The 21,523-nt window shown below is 69.9% G+C and carries 14 protein-coding genes; all 14 read left to right on the plus strand.

Features of this window, described 5'->3' with window-relative positions; genetic code table 11:
- Positions 1–77: 77 nt before the first annotated feature.
- The 14 genes from ASD56_RS06765 (at position 78) to rplC (ending at position 21,520) form a co-directional block, all read left to right on the plus strand.
- Positions 78–1,214, plus strand: coding sequence for a serine/threonine-protein kinase (locus ASD56_RS06765; RefSeq protein WP_055962835.1), 1,137 nt, complete (start codon positions 78–80; stop codon positions 1,212–1,214).
- Positions 1,214–7,171 carry an Ig-like domain-containing protein gene (locus tag ASD56_RS06770; protein ID WP_055962838.1) on the plus strand — a complete coding sequence of 1,986 codons (5,958 nt, stop codon included), beginning with the start codon at positions 1,214–1,216 and terminating at the stop codon, positions 7,169–7,171. The genes ASD56_RS06765 and ASD56_RS06770 overlap by 1 nt, the downstream gene beginning before the upstream one ends.
- A 44-nt stretch (positions 7,172–7,215) precedes the next feature.
- Entirely contained in the window at positions 7,216–8,181 is a 966-nt protein-coding gene (locus tag ASD56_RS06775) for an AAA family ATPase (RefSeq protein WP_055962841.1), read from the plus strand.
- Positions 8,178–9,551, plus strand: a complete 1,374-nt coding sequence (locus ASD56_RS06780; protein WP_055962844.1) for a DUF58 domain-containing protein — start codon at positions 8,178–8,180, stop codon at positions 9,549–9,551. The genes ASD56_RS06775 and ASD56_RS06780 overlap by 4 nt, the downstream gene beginning before the upstream one ends.
- Positions 9,548–12,058, plus strand: a complete 2,511-nt coding sequence (locus ASD56_RS06785; protein WP_055962847.1) for a transglutaminase domain-containing protein — start codon at positions 9,548–9,550, stop codon at positions 12,056–12,058. Before ASD56_RS06780 ends, ASD56_RS06785 begins: the two co-directional genes overlap by 4 nt.
- Complete coding sequence (locus tag ASD56_RS06790) at positions 12,055–13,500, plus strand: DUF5684 domain-containing protein (protein ID WP_055962850.1); 1,446 nt, start codon at positions 12,055–12,057, stop codon at positions 13,498–13,500. Before ASD56_RS06785 ends, ASD56_RS06790 begins: the two co-directional genes overlap by 4 nt.
- The gene (locus ASD56_RS06795) at positions 13,497–14,399 is read left to right on the plus strand and encodes a hypothetical protein (protein ID WP_055962853.1); all 903 of its coding nucleotides are present in this window, start codon (positions 13,497–13,499) and stop codon (positions 14,397–14,399) included. Before ASD56_RS06790 ends, ASD56_RS06795 begins: the two co-directional genes overlap by 4 nt.
- A 325-nt stretch (positions 14,400–14,724) precedes the next feature.
- On the plus strand, positions 14,725–15,093 hold the full coding sequence (gene rpsL, locus ASD56_RS06800; protein ID WP_018187369.1) for a 30S ribosomal protein S12: 369 nt from the start codon (positions 14,725–14,727) through the stop codon (positions 15,091–15,093).
- Positions 15,094–15,098: 5 nt separating this feature from the next.
- A complete protein-coding gene (gene rpsG, locus ASD56_RS06805) occupies positions 15,099–15,569 on the plus strand; it encodes a 30S ribosomal protein S7 (RefSeq protein ID WP_055962856.1) in 471 nt (156 codons plus the stop codon).
- A 101-nt stretch (positions 15,570–15,670) separates the two neighbouring features.
- On the plus strand, positions 15,671–17,785 hold the full coding sequence (gene fusA / locus ASD56_RS06810; RefSeq protein WP_055962859.1) for an elongation factor G: 2,115 nt from the start codon (positions 15,671–15,673) through the stop codon (positions 17,783–17,785).
- A 159-nt stretch (positions 17,786–17,944) separates the two neighbouring features.
- Complete coding sequence (gene tuf, locus ASD56_RS06815; RefSeq protein WP_055962862.1) at positions 17,945–19,138, plus strand: elongation factor Tu; 1,194 nt, start codon at positions 17,945–17,947, stop codon at positions 19,136–19,138.
- 174 nt (positions 19,139–19,312) lie between these two features.
- Positions 19,313–19,528 (plus strand): hypothetical protein, encoded by a 216-nt coding sequence (locus ASD56_RS06820; RefSeq protein ID WP_055962865.1) that lies wholly within the window; start codon positions 19,313–19,315, stop codon positions 19,526–19,528.
- Positions 19,529–20,543: 1,015 nt separating this feature from the next.
- The gene (gene rpsJ, locus ASD56_RS06825; RefSeq protein ID WP_013584016.1) at positions 20,544–20,852 is read left to right on the plus strand and encodes a 30S ribosomal protein S10; all 309 of its coding nucleotides are present in this window, start codon (positions 20,544–20,546) and stop codon (positions 20,850–20,852) included.
- An 8-nt stretch (positions 20,853–20,860) separates the two neighbouring features.
- A complete protein-coding gene (gene rplC / locus ASD56_RS06830) occupies positions 20,861–21,520 on the plus strand; it encodes a 50S ribosomal protein L3 (protein WP_055962867.1) in 660 nt (219 codons plus the stop codon).
- Positions 21,521–21,523 lie beyond the last annotated feature (3 nt).

The following is a 21,523-nucleotide window of genomic DNA, read 5'->3' on the forward strand; positions in this document are numbered from 1 at the left end:
ATTTGTTAGCATGGGCGGGTTTGCTGCGCTGTCGGCACGCCGGCCTTTCCGGCGCTTTGAACCTTGGGGGAGGTGACGTGGCCACGAGGCTCCCGTCAGCGCCCCCGATTCTGCCGGGGCTGGCCTACATCCGCCCCCTCGGCTCCGGCGGTTTCGCCGACGTCTTCCTGTACGAGCAGGACATGCCGCGACGCAACGTCGCCGTGAAGGTCATGCCGAGCGACGTCCGCGATCCCGACCTGCGCAGGATGTTCAACGCCGAGGCGGACGTCCTCGCGCACCTCTCGGCCCACCCCGCGATCGTCACCGTCTATCAGGCCGGCATCTCGGCCGACGGGCGGCCGTACATCGTCATGGAGTACTGCCCCGATTCGCTCGCGCAGCGCTACCGCCTCGAGCGCATCCCGGTCGACGAGGTGCTCGCGATCGGCGTCCGCATGGCCGGCGCGCTCGAGTCCGCGCACCGCGCAGGGCTCGTGCACCGCGACGTGAAGCCGAGCAACATCCTCATCACGACGTTCGGCACTCCGGTGCTCGCCGACTTCGGCATCTCGTCGTCGCTGATGCCGAAGGGCACCGACGAGGTACTGGCGATGTCGGTGCCCTGGAGCGCGCCCGAGGTCATCTCCGAGCAGACCGCGGGATCGGTCGCGAGCGAGGTGTGGAGCCTCGGCGCGACGGTGTACTCGCTGCTGGCGGGGCACAGTCCGTTCGAGCGGCGCGAACGCGGGCAGAACACCAAAGAGCTCCTCCGCCGCCGTATCGCCAAGGCGACGTACACCGAGATCCCCCGAGCCGACGTGCCCGCCTCTCTTCAGGCGGCCCTCGCGACCGCGATGCACCGCGATCCCGCCCGCCGCCAGCCGTCCGCGCGTGCCTTCGCCGAGGCTCTCCGCGCCGTGCAGACCGAGCTGGGACTGTCGGCCACTCCGCTCGAGGTCCCGGGCGAGGAGTGGTCGCCGTCCTCGGCGCCCGTCGACTTCGCCGACACCTCGCTGCGCGGCCCCGCGCGCTCGCGCATCGAGCGCGAGGGCACCCGCAAGCGCCGCGCCTCCACCGGCGTCTCCGGGCTCGCCCGCGACGAAGACACCGACTTCTCCGCGCCTTCCCGGGCGAAGGGGCGCGCGCTGCCCTGGGTGATCGGCAGTGTCGCGGTGGTCGTGGCCACCACAGGGGCCGTGGTCGCCACGCTGTTCGTCACGGGGGTGCTGTGATGCGCCGTCGCTCCATTGCGGGCCTCGTCGCGGCCGGAGCCGTCATCGCGGTCGTCGCCGGCGTGAGCGTGGTGTGGCCCGGCCTCGACGCGCAGGAGACGCCCGAGGTCGACACCGCGGTGTGGGCGCTGCAGACCGGTGACGGCCGTCGCTACGCCCGGGTGAACACCTCGATCGGCGAGCTCGACACGGTCCGGGGCATCAGCAACCCCGACCGCGTGGTCCAGACCGGCGACGCGGCGTACATCTTCAGCGACAGCTTCAGCAAGGTCACCCGCATCGACGAGGCGCGGCCCACGGATCTCGACGAGGAGGCGCTCCAGGCGTCCGCGTCGACGCCGGCAGGCACGACCGACGTCGTGACCGCCGGCGACTACGTCGCCTACCTCACGGACTCGGGGGCGGTCTTCGCGGGTCTCCTCTCGTCGGAGTCCCCGGCGCAGCTCGACCCGTTCCCCTCCGACGACGAGGACGCGCCGCAGTACGCCGCCGATGCCATCGCGGTGGACGAGCGCGGCATCCTGTACGCGTACTCGCGCGAGAACGCCTCGGTGCTCCGCTACGACATCGCCGCCGGCGAGGTCGACGGCCGCGATCCCCTGGACGTCGACGGTCTGGCCGCCCCGGCCGTGACGGCGGCGGGCGACACCTGGGTCGTCGTCGACACCGAAGACGGCGATGTGTGGCTGCGGGGAGCGGATGCCGCGTCCTCGGCCCCCACGACGGGCGCGGTGGTCGTCAGCGAGCCGGACCCTGGGGGAACCGACGTCTATCTCGCCGACGAGACGTCCCTGGTGCGCGTGCCCGTGGACGGCTCTGCGGCGGACCCTGAGATCGGCGGCACGGGAACAGTCCTCGGCGAGCCGGCGCAGCCGATCGTCCACGACGGTGAGGTCTTCGCGGCCTGGCTCGGCCAGGGCGAGACCGGCGGTGTGCTGTGGCGCTCGCGCGGCGAGCGGGTCGACCTGGACTACGGCGACCAGGCGCTGCCCGACCAGCGCCGGCCGGTCTTCGTGGCGAGCGATCAGGCCGTCATCCTCAACGACACGCGCTCGGGCTGGGCGTGGAGCGTTCCCGACGGAGCTCTCATCCCGTCGAGCCAGGACTGGTCGCTCGACGACCGCACCGACCCGGACGCCGTCCCCAGCGAGGACCAGCTGACGGTCGTCCTCGACCCGAAGCCCCCGATCGCCGAGCCGGATTCCTTCGGCGCCCGCGCCGGCAGCCTCACAACGCTGCCGGTGCTCATGAACGACCACGACCCCAATGAAGACGTGCTGAGCATCGATCCCGCCTCGGTGGGCGGCCTGGATCCGGCCTTCGGGACGGTCTCGCTCACCGACGACGGTCAGCGCCTCGCCGTGCGCCTCACCCCCGAGGCCAGCGGCAGCGCCTCCTTCACGTATGGCGTCACGGACGGCACCGCCGAGGGCGGCCTGCTGTCCGAGCCCACGACCGTCGCGCTCACGGTGGCCGCGGCATCCGCCGGCTCTCCGCCGGAATGGTGCGGCGTCGAGCGCTGCCTCGTCGAGTGGCCCGTGCCCGAGGTCGCGCGCGGTGGCACGGTCACGGTCCCGGTGCTGCCAGGCTGGGTCGATCCCGAGGGCGATCCGCTGCTGCTTCTGTCCGTCGAGAACACGACCGGAATCGGCACGGTCGCCGCCACTCCCGCGGGCGACGTCGTGTACCAGCACAGCGACAACGGCGACGGCGGCGAGGAGCTCATCGAGCTCGTCGTGACGGTGTCCGACACCGAGGGGCTGACCGCCCAGAAGTCGCTCGTCGTGCGGGTCTCGCCCGAGCCGCAGCTCGAAGCGCAGTCCTTCGCCGTCGTCGACACCGTCGCCGCCGCGCTCACCGTCGACGTCGCCGACCACGTGACCGGCACCGCCGGCACCGTGACGCTCGACTCCGTGCGCGTGCTCGACGACGCGGCGGCCACCGCGACCGTCGTCGACGGAACGACCGAGTTCGACTTCTCGGCGAAGTCCGCCGGCACGTTCCGTGTGGACTTCACCGTGACCGACGGCGTCTCGGACGCGACCGGCACGGCACGCATCACGCTCCTGCCCGCCGAGGCGCCCGCTGACCTGGCCACCTCGCCCGTCGTGGCGTTCGTGCACCCGCAGCAGGACGCGACGCTCGACGTCTTCGCCGCGGTCTCGAATCCGACCAGGCGGGTGCTGCTGCTGAGCGATGTCGTGGCGACGGCGGATGCCGGTGCCACCCTCTCGGTCGATGCCGTCGGCCAGAACAACCTCCGCGTCTCCGGCACGACCGCCACCGGTGGCGCGGGGCGTCTGGGCACAGTGAAGTACGTGGTGAGCGACGGGACCGAGGACCAGGGCTCCCGCGTCGAGGGCGAGGCCACGGTCTTCCTGCTGCCGCCGGCTCCCGAGCTCGCACCCATCGCCGTGGACGACACCGTCGTGGTGCGCGCGGGCGCGCAGATAGACATCCCCGTCCTCGAGAACGACATCTCGCCCGCGGGCGGGCGGCCCACGCTCAACCCCGCGTCGGTCGTCTCCTCGAGCGAGGACGCGCTGGCGTTCGGCGCCGGCGACGTGCTGCGCTATCTGGCGCCGACCGAGCCGGGCGAGTACGGCATCGAGTACTCGGTCTACACGACGGGCGCTCCGGCGCTCGCCGACACCGCCACCGTGCGCGTGCGGGTGCTGGCCGACGACGCCAACCGCGCACCGGTCCCCGACACGCTCGAGGGCCGCGTACTCACCGGGCAGTCGACACTCATCGAGTTCGACGGCTTCGGCATGGACCCCGACGGCGACGTGGTCACCCTCGACCGGATCGTCGAGCAGCCGGCGCGAGGCGCCGCGACGATCTCGGCCGACGGCGGGTCGATCCTCTACTCGAGCGTCCCGGGCGACAGCGGGCAGGTGTCGTTCCGCTACCGCGTGGTCGATGCGTTCGGCGAGACCGGCGAGGCCATCGTGCGTATCGGCGTGCTGGACGGCCAGTCGAACCCGAGCCCGGTGACCTTCACCGACTATGTCCAGGTGCAGGCGGGCGAGGACAACACGATCCGGGTCAGCCCGCTCTCCAACGACGTGGATCCCACGCTCGGCACTCTGGCGCTCACCGACGTGCGGCCGGATCTGCCGTCGACCCTCATGGACGGCAGCGAGAACCCCGAGTTCTCGCGCCTCGACGAGCGGCTGCTGTCGGTCGACGACGCGACCGTCGTCATCGAGGCGGGCACCGAGCCCACGACGATGTCGTTCCTGTACGACATCGAGTCGAGCACGGGCAACACCGGGCGGGGCCTGATCGTGGTCAAGGTCGTGCGCGAGAACGTGCCCGACTACCCGGTCATCTCCGACACCTTCCTCACTGCCGAGACCCGCGAGGACTTCCCCGACGGGGTCGATGTGCTCGACGACAAGGTCGCCTGGTCCGGCGGCGACGTCGCCGGTCTGGAGGTGTCGCTGTGGGGGGCTCCGGCGGGCGTGTCGGTCGACGGCTGGGAGGTCAGCGGCGAGCTGACCTCGACGACGCAGCTCATCCCCTTCGCGGTGACGGGCGTCGGCGCCTCTGGCGAGGTCACCAGCTACGGGTTCCTCCGGGTCCCTGGCGACGACGACCTGGCGCTGACCATCCGCTCCGGCGCACCGTCGCCGGAGGTGACCGAGCTCGAGTCCGTCAGCTTCGACTTGGCCGAGCTGGTGGCCAAGCCCCGCGGCAGCCGCATCGAGGTCGGGACCGACGTGCGCGTCTCGGGCGCTCGCGCGCAGGCCGCCTGCGTCGTCGAGTCGGGGACGACGGTCCGCTACGACTCCGGCCCCGGAGCGCCGTGGGCCGACTCGTGCCAGGTGCCGGTGCGCCTGACCGGTCAGGATGACTGGACCTACCTCTCTGTCCCGATCATCGTCAACGCGCTCGATCCGCAGCCCGTGCTTCGTCCCGGCTCGATGACCGTGGGCCCCGGCGAGACGGCGACCTTCGACCTCAACGACATGACGACGTGGCAGCTGCGCGAGGACTGGGACGGCGTCGATTACGCACTCGACTACTCGGGCTCCGCATTCGAGGTGTCCGTCGACGGCTCGACCGTGACGGTCACCGGCGCCGACCGGGCCGTTCCCGGCAGTGAAGAGGCCGCGATCGTCTCGATCACGAGCCACACCGCCGTGGCCCCGGCGCGCCTGATCCTGCGCGTCGGCGCGGCTCCGTCGACCCTGCCGCAGGGCGGCTCGGCGACGCAGCAGTGCTCGCAGGGGTCGGGGGCTTCCTGCACCATCTCGGTGATCGGCGCCGGCGGCGAGGTCAATCCGCTCCCACGCACCCCGCTGGAGGTCGTCGACGTGCGGCCGACCGGTGCGTGCATCGGCGTCTCGTTCCGCGTCGCCTCGGCGACCTCGGTCCAGGCGTCGTGGACGGCGGATGCCCCGGGCGCGACGTGCACGGCGACCTTCTCGGTCCGCGACGCGCAGGGCCGGACCACCGCGTCCGAGCGCGACGGCCGGGTTCTGCTCGACCTCCTGGGCTACCCGAAGGCCCCCGCGAGCGTGTCGCAGACCGCGTACGCCAACGGCTCGCTCACGCTGCGCGTAGACCCGGGCGAAGCGCGTCAGGCCTACCCGGGGCTCTCCGGATTCGTGATCCGCTCGAACGGTCAGAATGTCGCGGAGTGCTCGGCCGACGGCAGCTGCCCGCCGATCTCGGCGCCCAACGGCGAGGAGCGCACCTACGAGGCGTTCGCGGTGAACTCGGTCGGCGAGTCGCGCAGCGGCGTCCGCACGGTGGCGTGGGCGTACGACGCGCCGCCGGCGCCTACCAATGTCACGTCTCGTCCGGTTCCGACGGCCGGAGAGGGAGGCGTCGTCGCGCTCACCATCGAGGGCATCGTCCCCTCCGAGACCGGCAGCGTCGAGATCAGCAGTGCGTCGGGAGAGCGCGTGCGAGTCCCCGTGCACGGCAACCAGACGACCCTGGAGGTGCCGTACTACCGTGTCGGGACCAACACCTCGACCCTGATCAGCGTCACGCCATTCTCGCGCTTCGAGCTGCCGCCCGGCCTCGGCGGCAGCGCATCCGGAGCGGCGGCGACGACGTTCGGCAACGGCGTCGGCGTCCCGCTGGATCCGCGACTCAACCTCACCTCGACGACGAACGAGGATCGGACGGCCACGATCACGGCACAGGGAACCGGCGAGCTCAACGGCACCGGCTCAGTCCTGCACTACGGCATCGTCGAGAAGGGGCAGGCCTGTGTCCCGACCGCCGGCGGCTCGCAGGCCACGTTCGCGGGGAAGCGGGTCGGTCGGGACTACTCGTTCACGCTGTGCGTCTCATCGATCTACGCGGGTGAGGAATTCGGCACGGCCGTCACGGAGGCGACAGTGAGGGCCTGGCCATCAGGGGCCGCACCCACGGGCTGGACGTTCGCCGTCGATCGGGCGCCGAACATCTCCGAGTTCCGCGCCGACTGGATCATCCGCGCACAGCCCACCTCGACCGAAGAAACGCCCGACTGGGGACATTCGGAACTGCGCGGAGGGCCGCCGACGACGATCTTCGGCCGTGATCCGGTCATCGAAGTGCGCTATGTGCACGATGTCTGGTCCGACTACGTCACCCCCTGGGCGCGGGTGGTTCCCGCGGCAGGCAGCGCGCCCTACCAGGTGCAGGCCAGCTGGCAGGTCGCCAGCTGCGTCGGCGGTTCGGATCTCGTGGCGAGCGGAAGCTCGACCGGCGGGGGAGCTGTGTTCACATTCGCGAACGGCGATATGCGGTTCTACGACGAGAACGACAACCTGATTCCCCGACTGGACAACACGACCTGGGCGGTTCCGCTCGGTGCCGTCCGCGTGGCGGGCGTCGGAGTCTCGGCGAACTGGGACGCGAAGGGCTGGGGCCTGAATCCGGCATCGACCACCTTCTCCGCCACGTGCGACCCGAACCTCCCCGGTCCGCCGCCGACGCCGCCTACGCCGTAGCCGCGGCATCCCGAATCTCTTCCACCCCCGACAGAGGACAGCGCATGACCATCACGCAGGAGCAGGCGACCTGGTTCGCTCAGACGTTCGGCCAGCTCGCCGACAACGTGGAACGCGCCGTGCTCGGCAAGCGCCACATCGTCGAACTCGTCCTGACGGCCATGCTCAGCGACGGTCACGTGCTCCTCGAGGACGTCCCGGGCACCGGCAAGACGTCTCTCGCCCGCGCCATGGGGCAGTCGGTCCAGGGGTCGAACACGCGCATCCAGTTCACCCCCGACCTGCTTCCCGGCGACATCACGGGCATCAGCGTGTACGACCAGAAGGAGGGCGTGTTCGAGTTCCACGCCGGGCCCATCTTCGCCAACATCGTGCTCGCCGACGAGATCAACCGCGCCAGCCCCAAGACCCAGTCCGCGCTGCTGGAGGTCATGGAGGAGGGCAGCGTCACGATCGACGGCGTCTCGCGCAAGGTGGGCGTGCCGTTCCTGGTGCTCGCCACGCAGAACCCGGTCGAGCAGGCAGGCACCTACCGGCTCCCCGAGGCGCAGCTGGACCGCTTCATGATGCGCGCCTCGCTCGGCTACCCCGACCACGCCGCGACTGTCCGCATCCTCGACGGCGCCGCGGTCGCGACGGCCGATCTCGCCCCGGTGATCACGCCCCAGGCGCTCGTCGGCATGGCCGACCTCGCCGGACAGGTCTACGTCGACGCGCTCGTGCTCGACTACATCGCCCGGCTGGTCGACGGCACGCGCTCGGCCGACGAGGTGCGCCTGGGTGTCAGCATCCGCGGCGCGCTCGCCCTCACCCGTGCCAGCCGCACCCGCGCGGCCTCGCAGGGTCGCACCTACGCCACGCCCGACGACGTCAAGGCACTCGCGGTGCCGGTGCTCTCGCACCGTCTGATCCTGCACCCCGAGTCGGAGTTCGACGGCGTCACGCAGGAGGCCGTCATCGGACAGGTCCTCCTGGACGTGGCCCCGCCCAGTCGCCGCGAAGCCGTATGAGCCTCACCGAGTCCCGCCTCACCCGCACGTCGGCCGCCACCGGCGTCACCGGGCGCACCCATGTCACCTCCACCCAGGTGGCGTCGTCGGGGCGCGACCGGGCGATGGTGCGCGTCGTCGTCTGGGCGGCCGAGGTATGGCGCTCGGTCGCGCGCGGTATCGCGGTCGCCGCAGCCTGGAGTGCGCGCACGGTGCGCCCGGCGGGCGTGCTGGTGGCCGCGGCCGCGACGGTGGGCATGGGACTCGGCATCCTCTTCGGATGGATGGAGTGGATGGTCGCCGGCGCGATCTCGCTCATCCTGCTCGCGGCGTCGGTGCCGTTCCTGTTCGGCGCCCGCTCGTACGACGTGGACCTGTCGCTCACGCACGAGCGCGTCATCGCCGGTGACGGCGTCACCGGCGAGATCGTGGTGCGCAACCATGGCCACCGGATCGCCCTTCCCGGCCGCATCGACATTCCGGTCGGTGCGGGGCTCGTCGAGTTCGGCGTGCCGCTGCTGCGCCCGGGCCACACCGTCGCGCAGCCCCTCGACATCCCGGGGCTCCGCCGCGGCATCATCACGGTGGGTCCGGCCACCACGGTGCGCAGCGACCCCATCGGGCTGCTGCGCCGCGAGCACGCCTTCGAGGACCTCCACGAGGTCTACGTCCATCCCCGCACCACCGAGCTTCCCTCCACCAGCGCCGGCCTCATCCGCGACCTGGAGGGCAACCCGACGCGCCGCCTCGTCGACTCCGACATGTCCTTCCACGCGATCCGCGAGTACACCACGGGCGACTCCCGCCGCCACATCCACTGGAAGTCCACTGCCAAGACCGGCAAGCTCATGGTCCGCCAGTACGAGGAGTCCCGCCGCTCGCGCATGGCCGTCGTGCTCGCCGTCGCCGAGCAGGAGTACGCGGACGCCGACGAGTTCGAGCTCGCCGTGAGCTGCGCGGCATCGCTCGGGCTGCGCGCGGTGCGCGACGCCCGCGACGTCGAGATCGTCACGGGCTCCGAGATCCCGCGCGTGGTCCGCGGCCGCCTGCGCGCCATCCGGCACATCCCGTCCGGCGCACCGCGTCCCATGCTGGACGGCTTCAGCGGCGTCGACCTGCTCGAGAGCACCATGCCCGTGTCCGAGGTGTGCCGCCTGACTGCGGAGTCGGGCGACCGCCTCTCGATCGCGTTCGTGGTGGTCGGCTCGCGCGTGCCGCTGACGCGCCTGCAGCAGGCTGCCCTCGCCTTCCCGGCCGACACGAGCGTCGTCGCCGTCATCTGTGACGAGCGGGCGCATCCTCGCATGAAGACCCTGTCCGGCCTCACCGTCCTCACGGTGGGCACGCTCGACGACATGGCGGGCCTCCTGCTGCGCGGAGCGACGTCATGACCGCGATCCAGGATGCCGCCGCCCCCGTGCAGGGGACCTCCTGGTTCGCGCCGCGCATCCTCGCGGGAAGTCTCTTCGCCGGGCTCGTCGTGCTGCTCGCCGCCGTCGCGGCCTGGCCGATCTACCGCTCCTGGCAGCTCGTGGTGCTGGTGGCCGCAGCCTCCGCCGTCGCCGCAGCGATCGCGGCCGTCGCCCGGCGTCTGCGCTGGGGCGGGTGGATCGTGACAGGTGTGCTCGCGGCGACCTTCTTCCTCATCGGCATCCCGCTGGCCGTGCCGTCGCGTCTCGGCGGGCCCGCCGAGATCCTGCGCGGGCTCGGAGAGCTCGCGTCGGGCGCAGTGCTCGGCTGGAAGGACCTCGTCACCGTCGAGCTGCCGCTGGGCGCCTATCGCAACCTCCTCGTCCCCGCGCTCCTGGTCTTCCTCGTCGGCACGACCGTGGTGCTGCTGCTGGCGTGGCGGGCCGATCGCGCAGCCTACGGCGCGGTCCCCGTGGCGCTGGCGATGGTCTCGTTCGGCCTCTTCTTCGGCCGCACGACCGTGAGCGCGCCCCTCAGCATCGGACCGGTCGTGCTGAACGCTCCCGTGGAGACCTTCCTGGGCGCGGGCGGTCTCGTGGTCTGTCTGCTATGGCTGGCCTGGCGCACGCACGACGAACGTGTGCACGCGCTCCAGCGCGCGGCGGCATCGAGCGGCGTCCGCGTATCGCGCCGGCCCTCGCGCGCCGACCGCCGGCGGACCGCTCTGGGCGCCGGCATGGTCTGCGTCGCCCTGCTGGCGGCCGTCGTGGTCGTGCCGCTGGCGGCTCAAGGCGCGCAGCGCGACGTGCTGCGTTCTTCGGTGGAGCCGGACATCGACCTCTCCGCAGAGGTGAGCCCGCTCGCGCAGTACCGGGCGCAGTTCGCCGACGGGCGCGCGGACGAGGTGCTCTTCACCGTCGGCGCCGAGCAGAGTGGGGTCCCCGAGCGCGTGCGGCTGGCGACGCTGGACGCGTACGACGGCGAGGTCTACCGCAGCGGCGGAGAAGGCGCGGTCGATGTCGGCCGGTTCGTCCGCGTGCCTTCGGTCCTCGACCCGGGCCCCGGCGAGCCGGTCGCGGCGGACGTCACGATCGAAGATCTGGACGGAGTGTGGATGCCGACGGCCGGCCGCCTCGCCCGCGTCGACTTCGCGGGCGACCGCGCCGCGTCCCTCGCCGACCGCTTCTACTACAACGCCGCCGCCGCAGCAGGCGTGCAGACCGCAGGCGGCGGCCTCGAGCCCGGCGACCGCTACGTCGTCCACGGCGTGGAGCCCGCCGCTCCCGACCTGGCCGAGATCGAGGCGCCCGGCGGCGCAGTCGGCGACATCTCCGTTCCCGAGAGTCTGCGCACCTGGATGGACCAGCACGCGACCGGCTCGGACGGCGCAGCGCTGGCCGGGCTCGTCGTGCTGCTGCGGGAACGCGGCTACCTCAGCCATGGCCTCACCGAGGATTCGGCCGAGTGGATGGAGTCGCTTCCCGACTACGCCTTCCAGCCGAGCACGTCCGGCCACTCGCTGGCGCGCATCGACCAGATGTTCACACGCCTGCTCGAGCGCGAGGTCGACCCGCGCGCGGTGCAGTCGGGCAACTTCGTCGCCGCCGTCGGAGACGACGAGCAGTTCGCCGTCGCGGTGGCCCTCATCGCCCGCGAGCTGGGCTTCCCGGCCCGGGTGGTCGTCGGCACGCGACTCTCATCGGCAGACGCCGGACTCGCCGTCTGCGACGAGGGCGTCTGCCGCGCGCAGGACCTTGCTGCGTGGACCGAGGTGCAGTCGACCGACGGCGCCTGGGTGCCCATCGACGTGACACCCCAGTTCGAGCAGTCGCCCAGCCTCGACGTCACCGAGCAGCGGGATCCCGAGGTGGTGACCGAGGTCCGCCCGGACAGCGTGGAGGAGGTCCTTCCGCCCGATCCGGTCCAGGAGGACTCCGGCGCGTCCGACCGCGCCGAGGAGGCCCCCGGCCTCGACCTCGCGTGGCTGTGGCCGGTGCTCCGCACCACCGGCGTCGTGCTGCTCATCCTCGGGCTCGCGCTGGGCCCCTTCCTCGTGATCATCGGCGCCAAGGCGGCCAGGCGCCGCGCCCGCCGCCGTGCCGAGAACCCGTCCGCACGGATCGCCGGCGGGTGGGACGAGTTCGTGGACGCGGCGGTCGACGCCGGGCGCGAGGCGCCGCGGACGCACACGCGCCGCGAACTCGCGGAGGCCTTCGACGCGCCCGCGGGCCTCGTTCTCGCGGCGACCGCCGATCGGGCCGTATTCTCGTCGCAAGACGAGACACCCGCCGAGGCCGACGCCTACTGGCACTCGGTAGACGAGCAGCGCCGGAAGCTGGCGAAAGAGCAGGGGTTCTGGCGCCGGCTCGCGGTGACCGTATCGTTGAGATCGTTCGTCCGTCAGCTGGCACCCGTTTCGGGTGCCCGTACGCGTTTCGCCGAGAGGGGGATGCGCCGGGCCCCCCAGCCCGAGCCTCCGATGCCATGACCGCTGTCGATTCCTCCGCCTCCGTCGTCCCCATCCTCCTGTCCCTGATCGCCGTCGCGGCGCTGTACGTCTGGACCGCGCTGGCGCTTTCCGCCGTCTTCCGCAAATCCGGCGAAGAGGGATGGAAGGCCTGGGTCCCCGTCCTCAACGTCATCGTGCTGCTCCAGCTCGGCAGCTTCTCGCCGTGGCTCGTGCTCGTGGGTCTCGTGCCGATCCTCGGGCCCCTCGCGCTGTGGGTCCTCATCGTGCTCGCCTGCTACCGCATCAACCTCGCGTTCGGCTTCGGCGTCGGCATGACCGTCGTCGCCGCGCTGTCGCTGCCGGTCTGGGCCACCGTGATCGGCTTCGGGGCGACGCGCTGGGTCGGCGCCGAGGCTCCGGCCGCACGCCGCCGCTCGAGCGAGGACAGCGAAGCGTCCGCCGCCGCGTACCCCGCCGCGCCGCCACTCCCGTCTGCGGCTGCGCCGGCCTGGCCGGGCGGCAGCTGGGCACCCGAGCCGGCGAACGCCGCACCGCCGGTGCCGCCGCTTCCGACCGCCACCGCCGCGGCGTTCAGCATGCCGTCGCCTTCTGCGCCTTCCGATGAGCCCATCTCGTTCGTGCCGGCGATGCCGGCATCGGCGCCGCGAGCGACCCCGCCCGTGCCGCCGACCCCGGCAGCTGCGCCGACCCCGGCGGCTCAGACCCCGGCGGCTCAGGCTGCTCCCGCTCCGGCTGCTGCCGCGGGCAAAGACGGGTGGGGCGGTTTCGACTTCGGCGCTGCGGGCGAGTTCACCGACGAGGTCACCGCCGCTGTGGCAGGAGCCCCCGGACCCGTCTCCGCCGCAGCCGCTTCCGGCCGACCGAAGCCGGATCCGCTCTCGGCGACACCGCCGGTCACACGTGTCCCCGCTGCGCAGCCGTCGACGGATGACGAGCCCTGGTCGCCGTCGCGATCGCCGCTGCCCGACTCCGACGCGTTCCCGGAGGCATCCGGCGAGGTCTCGGCCGTCGCAGGAGCACCGGATGCCGGCATCCCGCGATCGGCGCGCGCGTCGGTGTCGGCGCAGCACGTGCTCCCCGAGATCCCGGACGACGACGTCGAAGAGACGATGATCGCAAGCCGGCGCAAGGCGCACTGGAGCCTTCAGCTGCCCACGGGCACCGCCGTGGACCTGCACGCCGACGTCGTGCTCGTCGGCCGCCGCCCCGCGCCCAGTACCGCCTTCCCTAACGCCCAGCTCGTCGAGGTCGACGACGGCACCGTCTCCAAGACGCACCTGCGCCTGGAGCGTCACGGCGACGAGTGGTCGGTCACCGATCTGCACTCCACGAACGGGACCATCCTCATCGCCTCGGACGGCGCCGAGCGCGAGATCGCCCCGGGCGCCGCGCACCGCGCGCCTCGTCGCTTCCTCATCGGCGACGCCGAGCTGCGGCTGGCTGACGAAACCGGTCGATGACGGCCGCCGACCTTCCGGACGAGCTCACCGGTCCCTCCCGCCGTCGGTCGGCGCAGCCGGTCGACGCGTTCGACGAGGCTCCGGATGACGTCACGACCCTGTCGACCCGTCGCCGCGGGCCGCAGGCGGAGGTCGACGTGTCTGACGCGGACGTGCCGGACGACGCCACCACGCTGTCCACGCGTCGCCGGTCGGCCAACGCCGACCCGTCCGATGCGGACGAGCCGGATGACGTCACCATCCTCTCGACCCGTCGCCGCGGAGCGCAGGCGGAAGCGGATGCGTCCGATGCGGACGTGCCAGATGAGGTCACGACCCTGTCGACCCGTCGCCGGTCGGCGGAGGCCCCAGCGCCCGACGAGGACGTGCCGGATGACGTCACCACCCTCTCGAGGCGCCGCGCATCGGCCGTGTCCACCCCGAGCGATGCGCCCGAAGAAGCCACGATGCTGTCGGCTCGTCGCACCCCGAAGGGCGAGACTCCCGAGGACGAGGGAGCCCATGACGCGACGGTGCTCACGCCCCGTCAGACCGCTCAGCCCGAGGTCCTCGACGACTCGACCGTCGTGCTGGCGTCGTCGCTGAAGGCGCAGGCCGCGGGGTCGCCGCAGCCCCAGGCCGAGCAGGCGATCTTCCGCCCCCGCGCCGCTCACGTGCCCGATGCCGCGGCGCTGCGGACTCCCGTCGCACCGCGCGCGATGCCCGACATCACCGTGACCCGCGCGCCGGATGCCGCGCCCCCGCGCGCGATCGCACCGTCAGAGGCGACGCCGGATCACGTCGGCACGGAGCGCGCCGAGCGTGCGCGAGGGCGGCGTCGCGCCCTGGTCGTGGGCGTCGTCGCGCTCGCCGTCGTCGCCGGATCGGCGGCCGCGCTGGTGCTCCTGCTCCTGACCTGACGGCGCCTCGTGGGCCGCGTTTGACCGACCCCCGGCATCCCGCGTATCATTGACCGGGTGTGCGCTCGTGCGCGCCGTCCGCCGTGCCTCGGCGCGGAGTCGGCTTGCGAGCGCCCCATCTCAGGGAACGGCCTGCGAACAGGCCACCCCCACGGCATATCCACCACATAAGGCGCGGCACCATCATGCCGCGCCGGTGGGTAATTGTGAGCCCGCCGCGTCACGAATCGCAAGATCCGAGATCGGCGGGGGAGACACGCTTGCTGTCACCGTGCAGCACTGTGCGGAGCCGAAAGGCACCGTGCAGCACAACATAGGAGAGAACGTGCCAACCATTCAGCAGTTGGTTCGCAAGGGTCGCTCGCCCAAGGTCACCAAGACCAAGGCGCCGGCGCTCAAGGCGAACCCGCAGCAGGCAGGCGTCTGCACTCGCGTGTACACGACCACGCCCAAGAAGCCCAACTCGGCGATGCGCAAGGTCGCCCGTGTCAAGCTCCGCAACGGCACCGAGGTCACCGCCTACATCCCCGGCGAGGGCCACAACCTGCAGGAGCACTCGCTCGTGCTCGTCCGCGGTGGTCGTGTGAAGGACCTCCCCGGTGTCCGTTACAAGATCGTCCGTGGCGCGCTCGACACGCAGGCCGTCAAGAACCGTAAGCAGGCTCGTAGCCGCTACGGCGCGAAGAAGGGTTAAGGAATATGCCTCGTAAGGGACCCGCCCCGAAGCGCCCCGTCGTCAACGACCCGGTCTACGGCGCACCGATCGTCAGCCAGCTCGTGAACAAGATCCTCGTCGACGGCAAGAAGTCCATCGCCGAGTCGATCGTGTACACCGCCCTCAAGGGTGTCGAGGCCAAGAACGGCCAGGACGCCGTCGCCACGCTCAAGAAGGCGCTCGACAACGTGCGCCCGACCCTCGAGGTCAAGAGCCGTCGCGTCGGTGGCTCGACCTACCAGGTGCCGGTCGAGGTCAAGCCTCACCGTGCCAACACGCTCGCCCTGCGCTGGCTCGTGAGCTACGCCAAGGGTCGTCGTGAGAAGACGATGACCGAGCGCCTCCAGAACGAGATCCTGGATGCCTCGAACGGCCTGGGTGCCGCGGTCAAGCGCCGCGAAGACACCCACAAGATGGCCGAGTCGAACCGCGCCTTCGCGCACTACCGCTGGTAACCAGCGCGGCGGCCGGGTCGAGGCATCCCCTCGATCCGGCCGCCCCACCTGCCTGACCGTCTCGTACGGTCGACTGGAATTCCAAAGTAAGGAAGAACCCCGTGGCACAAGAAGTGCTCACCGACCTCACCAAGGTCCGCAACATCGGCATCATGGCGCACATCGATGCCGGCAAGACGACGACGACCGAGCGCATCCTGTATTACACGGGCACCAATCACAAGATCGGTGAGACGCACGATGGCGCGTCGACCACCGACTGGATGGAGCAGGAGCAGGAGCGTGGCATCACGATCACCTCTGCTGCTGTGACGTGCTTCTGGGACAAGAACCAGATCAACATCATCGACACCCCCGGTCACGTGGACTTCACCGTCGAGGTGGAGCGCTCGCTCCGCGTCCTCGACGGCGCCGTCGCCGTCTTCGACGGCAAGGAGGGCGTCGAGCCCCAGTCCGAGACCGTGTGGCGTCAGGCCGACAAGTACGACGTCCCGCGCATCTGCTTCGTCAACAAGATGGACAAGCTCGGCGCCGACTTCTACTTCACGGTCGACACGATCATCAACAAGCTCAAGGCGAAGCCCCTCGTCATCCAGCTGCCCATCGGCGTCGAGAACGACTTCATCGGCGTCGTCGACCTCGTCGAGATGCGCGCGCTGGTCTGGGCGGGCGATGCCAAGGGTGATGTCACCATGGGCGCCAAGTACGACGTGCAGGAGATCCCGGCCGACATGGCCGACAAGGTCGCCGAGTACCGCGAGATGCTGCTCGAGACGGTCGCCGAGACCGACGAGGAGCTTCTCGAGAAGCACTTCGGCGGCGAGGAGCTCACGGTCGCCGAGATCAAGGCTGCGATCCGCAAGCTGACGGTCAACTCGGAGATCTACCCCGTGCTCTGCGGCTCGGCGTTCAAGAACCGCGGCGTGCAGCCGATGCTCGACGCGGTCGTGGACTACCTCCCGTCGCCGCTCGACGTGCCGGCCATCGAGGCCCACGACCCGAAGAACGAAGAGACCGTCATCCTGCGCCACTCCGACCGCGAGGAGCCCTTCACGGCGCTGGCGTTCAAGATCGTGACGCACCCCTTCTTCGGTCGTCTGACCTACATCCGCGTGTACTCCGGTCACCTGGATTCCGGCGCGCAGATCGTCAACTCGACGAAGTCCAAGAAGGAGCGCATCGGGAAGATCTTCCAGATGTACGCCAACAAGGAGAACCCGGTCCCCGCGGTCACCGCCGGTCACATCTACGCGGTCATCGGCCTCAAGGACACGACCACGGGCGACACGCTGTGCGATGCGCAGAACCAGGTCGTCCTCGAGTCGATGACGTTCCCCGAGCCGGTCATCGAGGTCGCGATCGAGCCCAAGACCAAGGCCGACCAGGAGAAGCTGGGTCTCGCGATCCAGAAGCTCGCGGAGGAGGACCCGACGTTCCGCGTCGAGCAGAACTCCGACACCGGTCAGACCGTCATCAAGGGCATGGGCGAGCTGCACCTCGACATCCTGGTCGACCGCATGAAGCGGGAGTTCAAGGTCGAGGCGAACGTGGGCAAGCCCCAGGTCGCGTACCGCGAGACGATCAAGAAGTCGGTCGAGAAGCACGACTACACCCACAAGAAGCAGACGGGTGGCTCGGGTCAGTTCGCGAAGATCCAGTTCACGATCGAGCCCCTCGAGGTCACGGCCGACAAGACGTACGAGTTCGAGAACAAGGTCACGGGTGGCCGCATCCCGCGCGAGTACATCAGCCCGACCGACCAGGGCTTCCAGGACGCCATGAACGTCGGCGTGCTCGCCGGCTACCCCATGGTGGGCGTGAAGGCGATCCTTCTCGACGGCGCGTCGCACGACGTCGACTCGTCGGAGATGGCGTTCAAGATCGCCGGCTCGATGGGCTTCAAGGAGGCCGTCCGCCGCGCGAACCCGGTCATCCTCGAGCCGCTCATGTCCGTCGAGGTGCGTACGCCCGAGGAGTACATGGGCGACGTCATCGGCGACCTGAACTCGCGTCGTGGGCAGATCCAGTCCATGGAGGATGCTCAGGGCGTGAAGGTCGTGCGCGCGCTGGTTCCGCTGTCCGAGATGTTCGGCTACATCGGCGACCTGCGCTCCAAGACCTCCGGCCGCGCCGTCTACTCCATGGAGTTCGACAGCTACGCAGAGGTCCCGCGCAACGTCATGGACGAGATCGTCCAGAAGACCAAGGGCGAGTAACCCTTTTCACTCCGGGATGCCTCCGCGACGAGGCATCCCGGAGCACAACTTCACACTGATCCAACAGAAACCTCTCTACTAAGCTAGAGAAATCCCCGTAGAGATCCGGCGCACACCAGCGTCTGGAGATCTCTACACGAACGTCCTGAGGAGGACCCAGTGGCCAAGGCCAAGTTCGAGCGCACCAAGCCGCACGTCAACATCGGAACGATCGGTCACGTTGACCACGGCAAGACCACGCTCACCGCAGCGATCTCGAAGGTGCTCGCCGACAAGTACCCGTCGGCCACCAACGTGCAGCGCGACTTCGCGTCGATCGACTCCGCTCCCGAAGAGCGTCAGCGCGGCATCACGATCAACATCTCGCACGTCGAGTACGAGACGCCGAAGCGCCACTACGCGCACGTCGACGCCCCGGGTCACGCCGACTACATCAAGAACATGATCACCGGTGCCGCTCAGATGGACGGCGCGATCCTCGTGGTCGCCGCCACCGACGGCCCGATGGCTCAGACGCGTGAGCACGTGCTGCTCGCCAAGCAGGTCGGCGTGCCGTACCTGCTGGTCGCGCTGAACAAGTCCGACATGGTCGACGACGAGGAGATCCTGGAGCTCGTCGAGCTCGAGGTTCGCGAGCTGCTGTCGTCGCAGGACTTCGACGGTGACAACGCTCCGGTCGTCCGCGTCTCGGGCCTCAAGGCTCTCGAGGGCGACGCTGAGTGGGTCGAGAAGATCGTCGAGCTCATGGACGCCGTCGACGAGTCCATCCCGGACCCGATCCGCGACAAGGACAAGCCGTTCCTCATGCCGATCGAGGACGTCTTCACCATCACCGGCCGTGGCACGGTCGTCACGGGCCGCGCCGAGCGCGGTACCCTCGCGATCAACTCCGAGGTCGAGATCGTGGGTCTGCGCCCGACGCAGAAGACGATCGTCACCGGTATCGAGATGTTCCACAAGCAGCTCGACGAGGCCTGGGCCGGCGAGAACTGTGGTCTGCTCCTGCGCGGCACCAAGCGTGACGACGTCGAGCGCGGCCAGGTCGTCGTGAAGCCCGGTTCGGTCACCCCGCACACCAACTTCGAGGGCACGGCGTACATCCTGTCCAAGGAAGAGGGCGGCCGTCACAACCCGTTCTTCACGAACTACCGCCCGCAGTTCTACTTCCGCACCACCGACGTCACCGGCGTCATCTCGCTGCCCGAGGGCACCGAGATGGTCATGCCCGGCGACACCACCGACATGACGGTCGAGCTGATCCAGCCGATCGCCATGGAGGAGGGCCTCGGCTACGCCATCCGTGAGGGTGGCCGCACCGTCGGCGCCGGCACGGTCACGAAGATCATCAAGTAATCTTCGGGAATCTGTGAGACGGATGCCGCGGCATCCGTCACCGACAAGGGGTCGGGCCTCCGGGCCCGGCCCCTTCGTCGTACCCGGGCGGATGGAGGCAGACGTTGACGGCCGCCCGCCCACCGGTCTTGAATGGGCGGTGAACGCCCATCCGGGGCGCCGAAGGAGCATGCGATGGGTATCGACGACCTCGTCAATCAGGGCAAGGACTTCCTCGAGCAGAACAAGGACAAGATCGACGACGTGATCAAGTCGGAGCAGGCGGAGGGCGTCAGCGACACGGCGCTGGACGCGGCCGCCGAGTTCGTGAAGAAGATCGCCCCCGACAGCATCGATCAGCACGTCGACGGCGTGCGCGACAGTGTCGACAAGGCCGTCGGACACGAGTAGAAGACAGCCCACTCAACGAGTGCAAGCGGTCCCGCAGTCATCGCGGGGCCGCTTCTTCGTGCGCACGCCGGGGACGCATGAGTGTGGGAGGACACTTTGGGCTTGACGCCGCAACGGGGGAGCGGCTACGTTCCCAAGTGGGGCAGTTTGTTGGCCGTATGCGCGCTGGGGAGTGAGCATCGGCTGGAAAGCACCTGTCTTGGGGGCCTGGATACCACCGGGTTCTCCCGTGGCATGACATCGGCAAGTTTGGGGAAGTTCGAGATGTCTGGGGACCTCGAAGAATACGGCTCGACACATCCGGCGGAGGGTCGCGTACTGCGGCACGCAGCCGGTCGTGGTCGATCCATGACGCAGAGCCGCGACCTCGCGGCGGTCGTCCTGGAATCGCTGCCGCGAGCGTTCGCACCCGTGAACGCTGTGCCGACTTTCGCCGATGTCATGCCACACCGATTCTTGATCGGCGGCTCCGTCACCCCGATCCCGCTGACCGCGCCGACGCGGTGACGACACCCGTGCCGGCTCTTCCTGCTGCCGCGCAGCCGGGGCACTGACTGTGAGAGAGGGCGGGCTCGCCCCTGGTCCGTCCTCTCTCACACCTTTCTGCTGAGAAGCAGCCGAGCAAACGCATCGCGCGACACGCCCGAGTTTGCGACACGCCCGGGCGACACGTAGACTAGTGAGGTTCCACATTCCGGCGCCCCTTCATCGGCGCGCACCGGATCACTGCCAGGGCAGTGCATAGGCGGCGCAGACGCGCAGGGTCCTAGGCCGCGGGCAGCAGAACCACCACATCTCAAACCCCCTCAGCACGAGAGTGTTCCTCTTGTGTGCGAGTGAGTGGCGGATGCCGGGAGCGGCGCTACGGCGCGGCATCCGGATTGACATCAGAACAGCGGTGCAGCAACGCACTGCAAGAGCAGTGCAGAAGTGCCATGGCGCGCGAGCGCCACCGTGCGTCCAATGCCTCCGGGAAGTCCGGAACGGTAAGACGCGAGAAGAGAGAGAGCAGACAATGGCGGGACAGAAGATCCGCATTCGCCTGAAGTCGTACGATCACGCCGGCCTCGATTCGTCGGCCCGCAAGATCGTCGACACCGTGACCCGTGCCGGCGCTACCGTGGTGGGCCCCGTGCCCCTGCCGACCGAGAAGAACGTCGTGTGCGTCATCCGGTCGCCCCACAAGTACAAGGACAGCCGTGAGCACTTCGAGATGCGCACCCACAAGCGTCTGATCGACATCATCGACCCGACGCCCAAGGCTGTCGACTCGCTCATGCGTCTCGACCTGCCGGCCGATGTCAACATCGAGATCAAGCTCTGAGGTTCGACATGGCTGACATCAACAACAAGATTTCGAAGGGCCTGCTGGGCACCAAGCTCGGCATGACCCAGGTCTGGGATGAGAACGGCAAGCTCGTTCCCGTCACCGTCATCGAGGTGGCCCCCAACGTGGTCACCCAGGTGCGCACGCCCGAGAAGGACGGCTACAAGGCCGTTCAGATCGCCTACGGCCAGATCGACCCCCGCAAGGTCAACAAGCCGCTCACGGCCCACTTCGAGGCCGCCGGCGTGACCCCCCGCCGCCACATCACCGAGATCCGCACCGCCGACGCCGCTGACTACGCGCTCGGCCAGGAGCTCACGGTGGATGGCGTCTTCGAGGCCGGTCAGCTGATCGACGTCGTCGGCACCAGCAAGGGTAAGGGCACCGCGGGTGTCATGAAGCGCCACAACTTCAAGGGCGTCTCCGCTTCGCACGGTGCGCACCGCAACCACCGCAAGCCCGGCTCCATCGGCGCATCGTCGACCCCGAGCCGCGTATTCAAGGGCATGCGCATGGCCGGCCGTATGGGTGGCGAGCGCGTGACCGTCATGAACCTCAAGGTGCACGCCATCGACGCCGAGAAGGGTCTGCTGCTCGTCAAGGGCGCCGTCCCCGGTGCTCGTGGCCGCATCGTTTACGTCCGCAACGCAGTGAAGGGGGCCTGAGCA

The organism is Microbacterium sp. Root166 (assembly GCF_001427145.1).
In the GTDB taxonomy this organism is placed as follows: Bacteria; Actinomycetota; Actinomycetes; order Actinomycetales; family Microbacteriaceae; genus Microbacterium.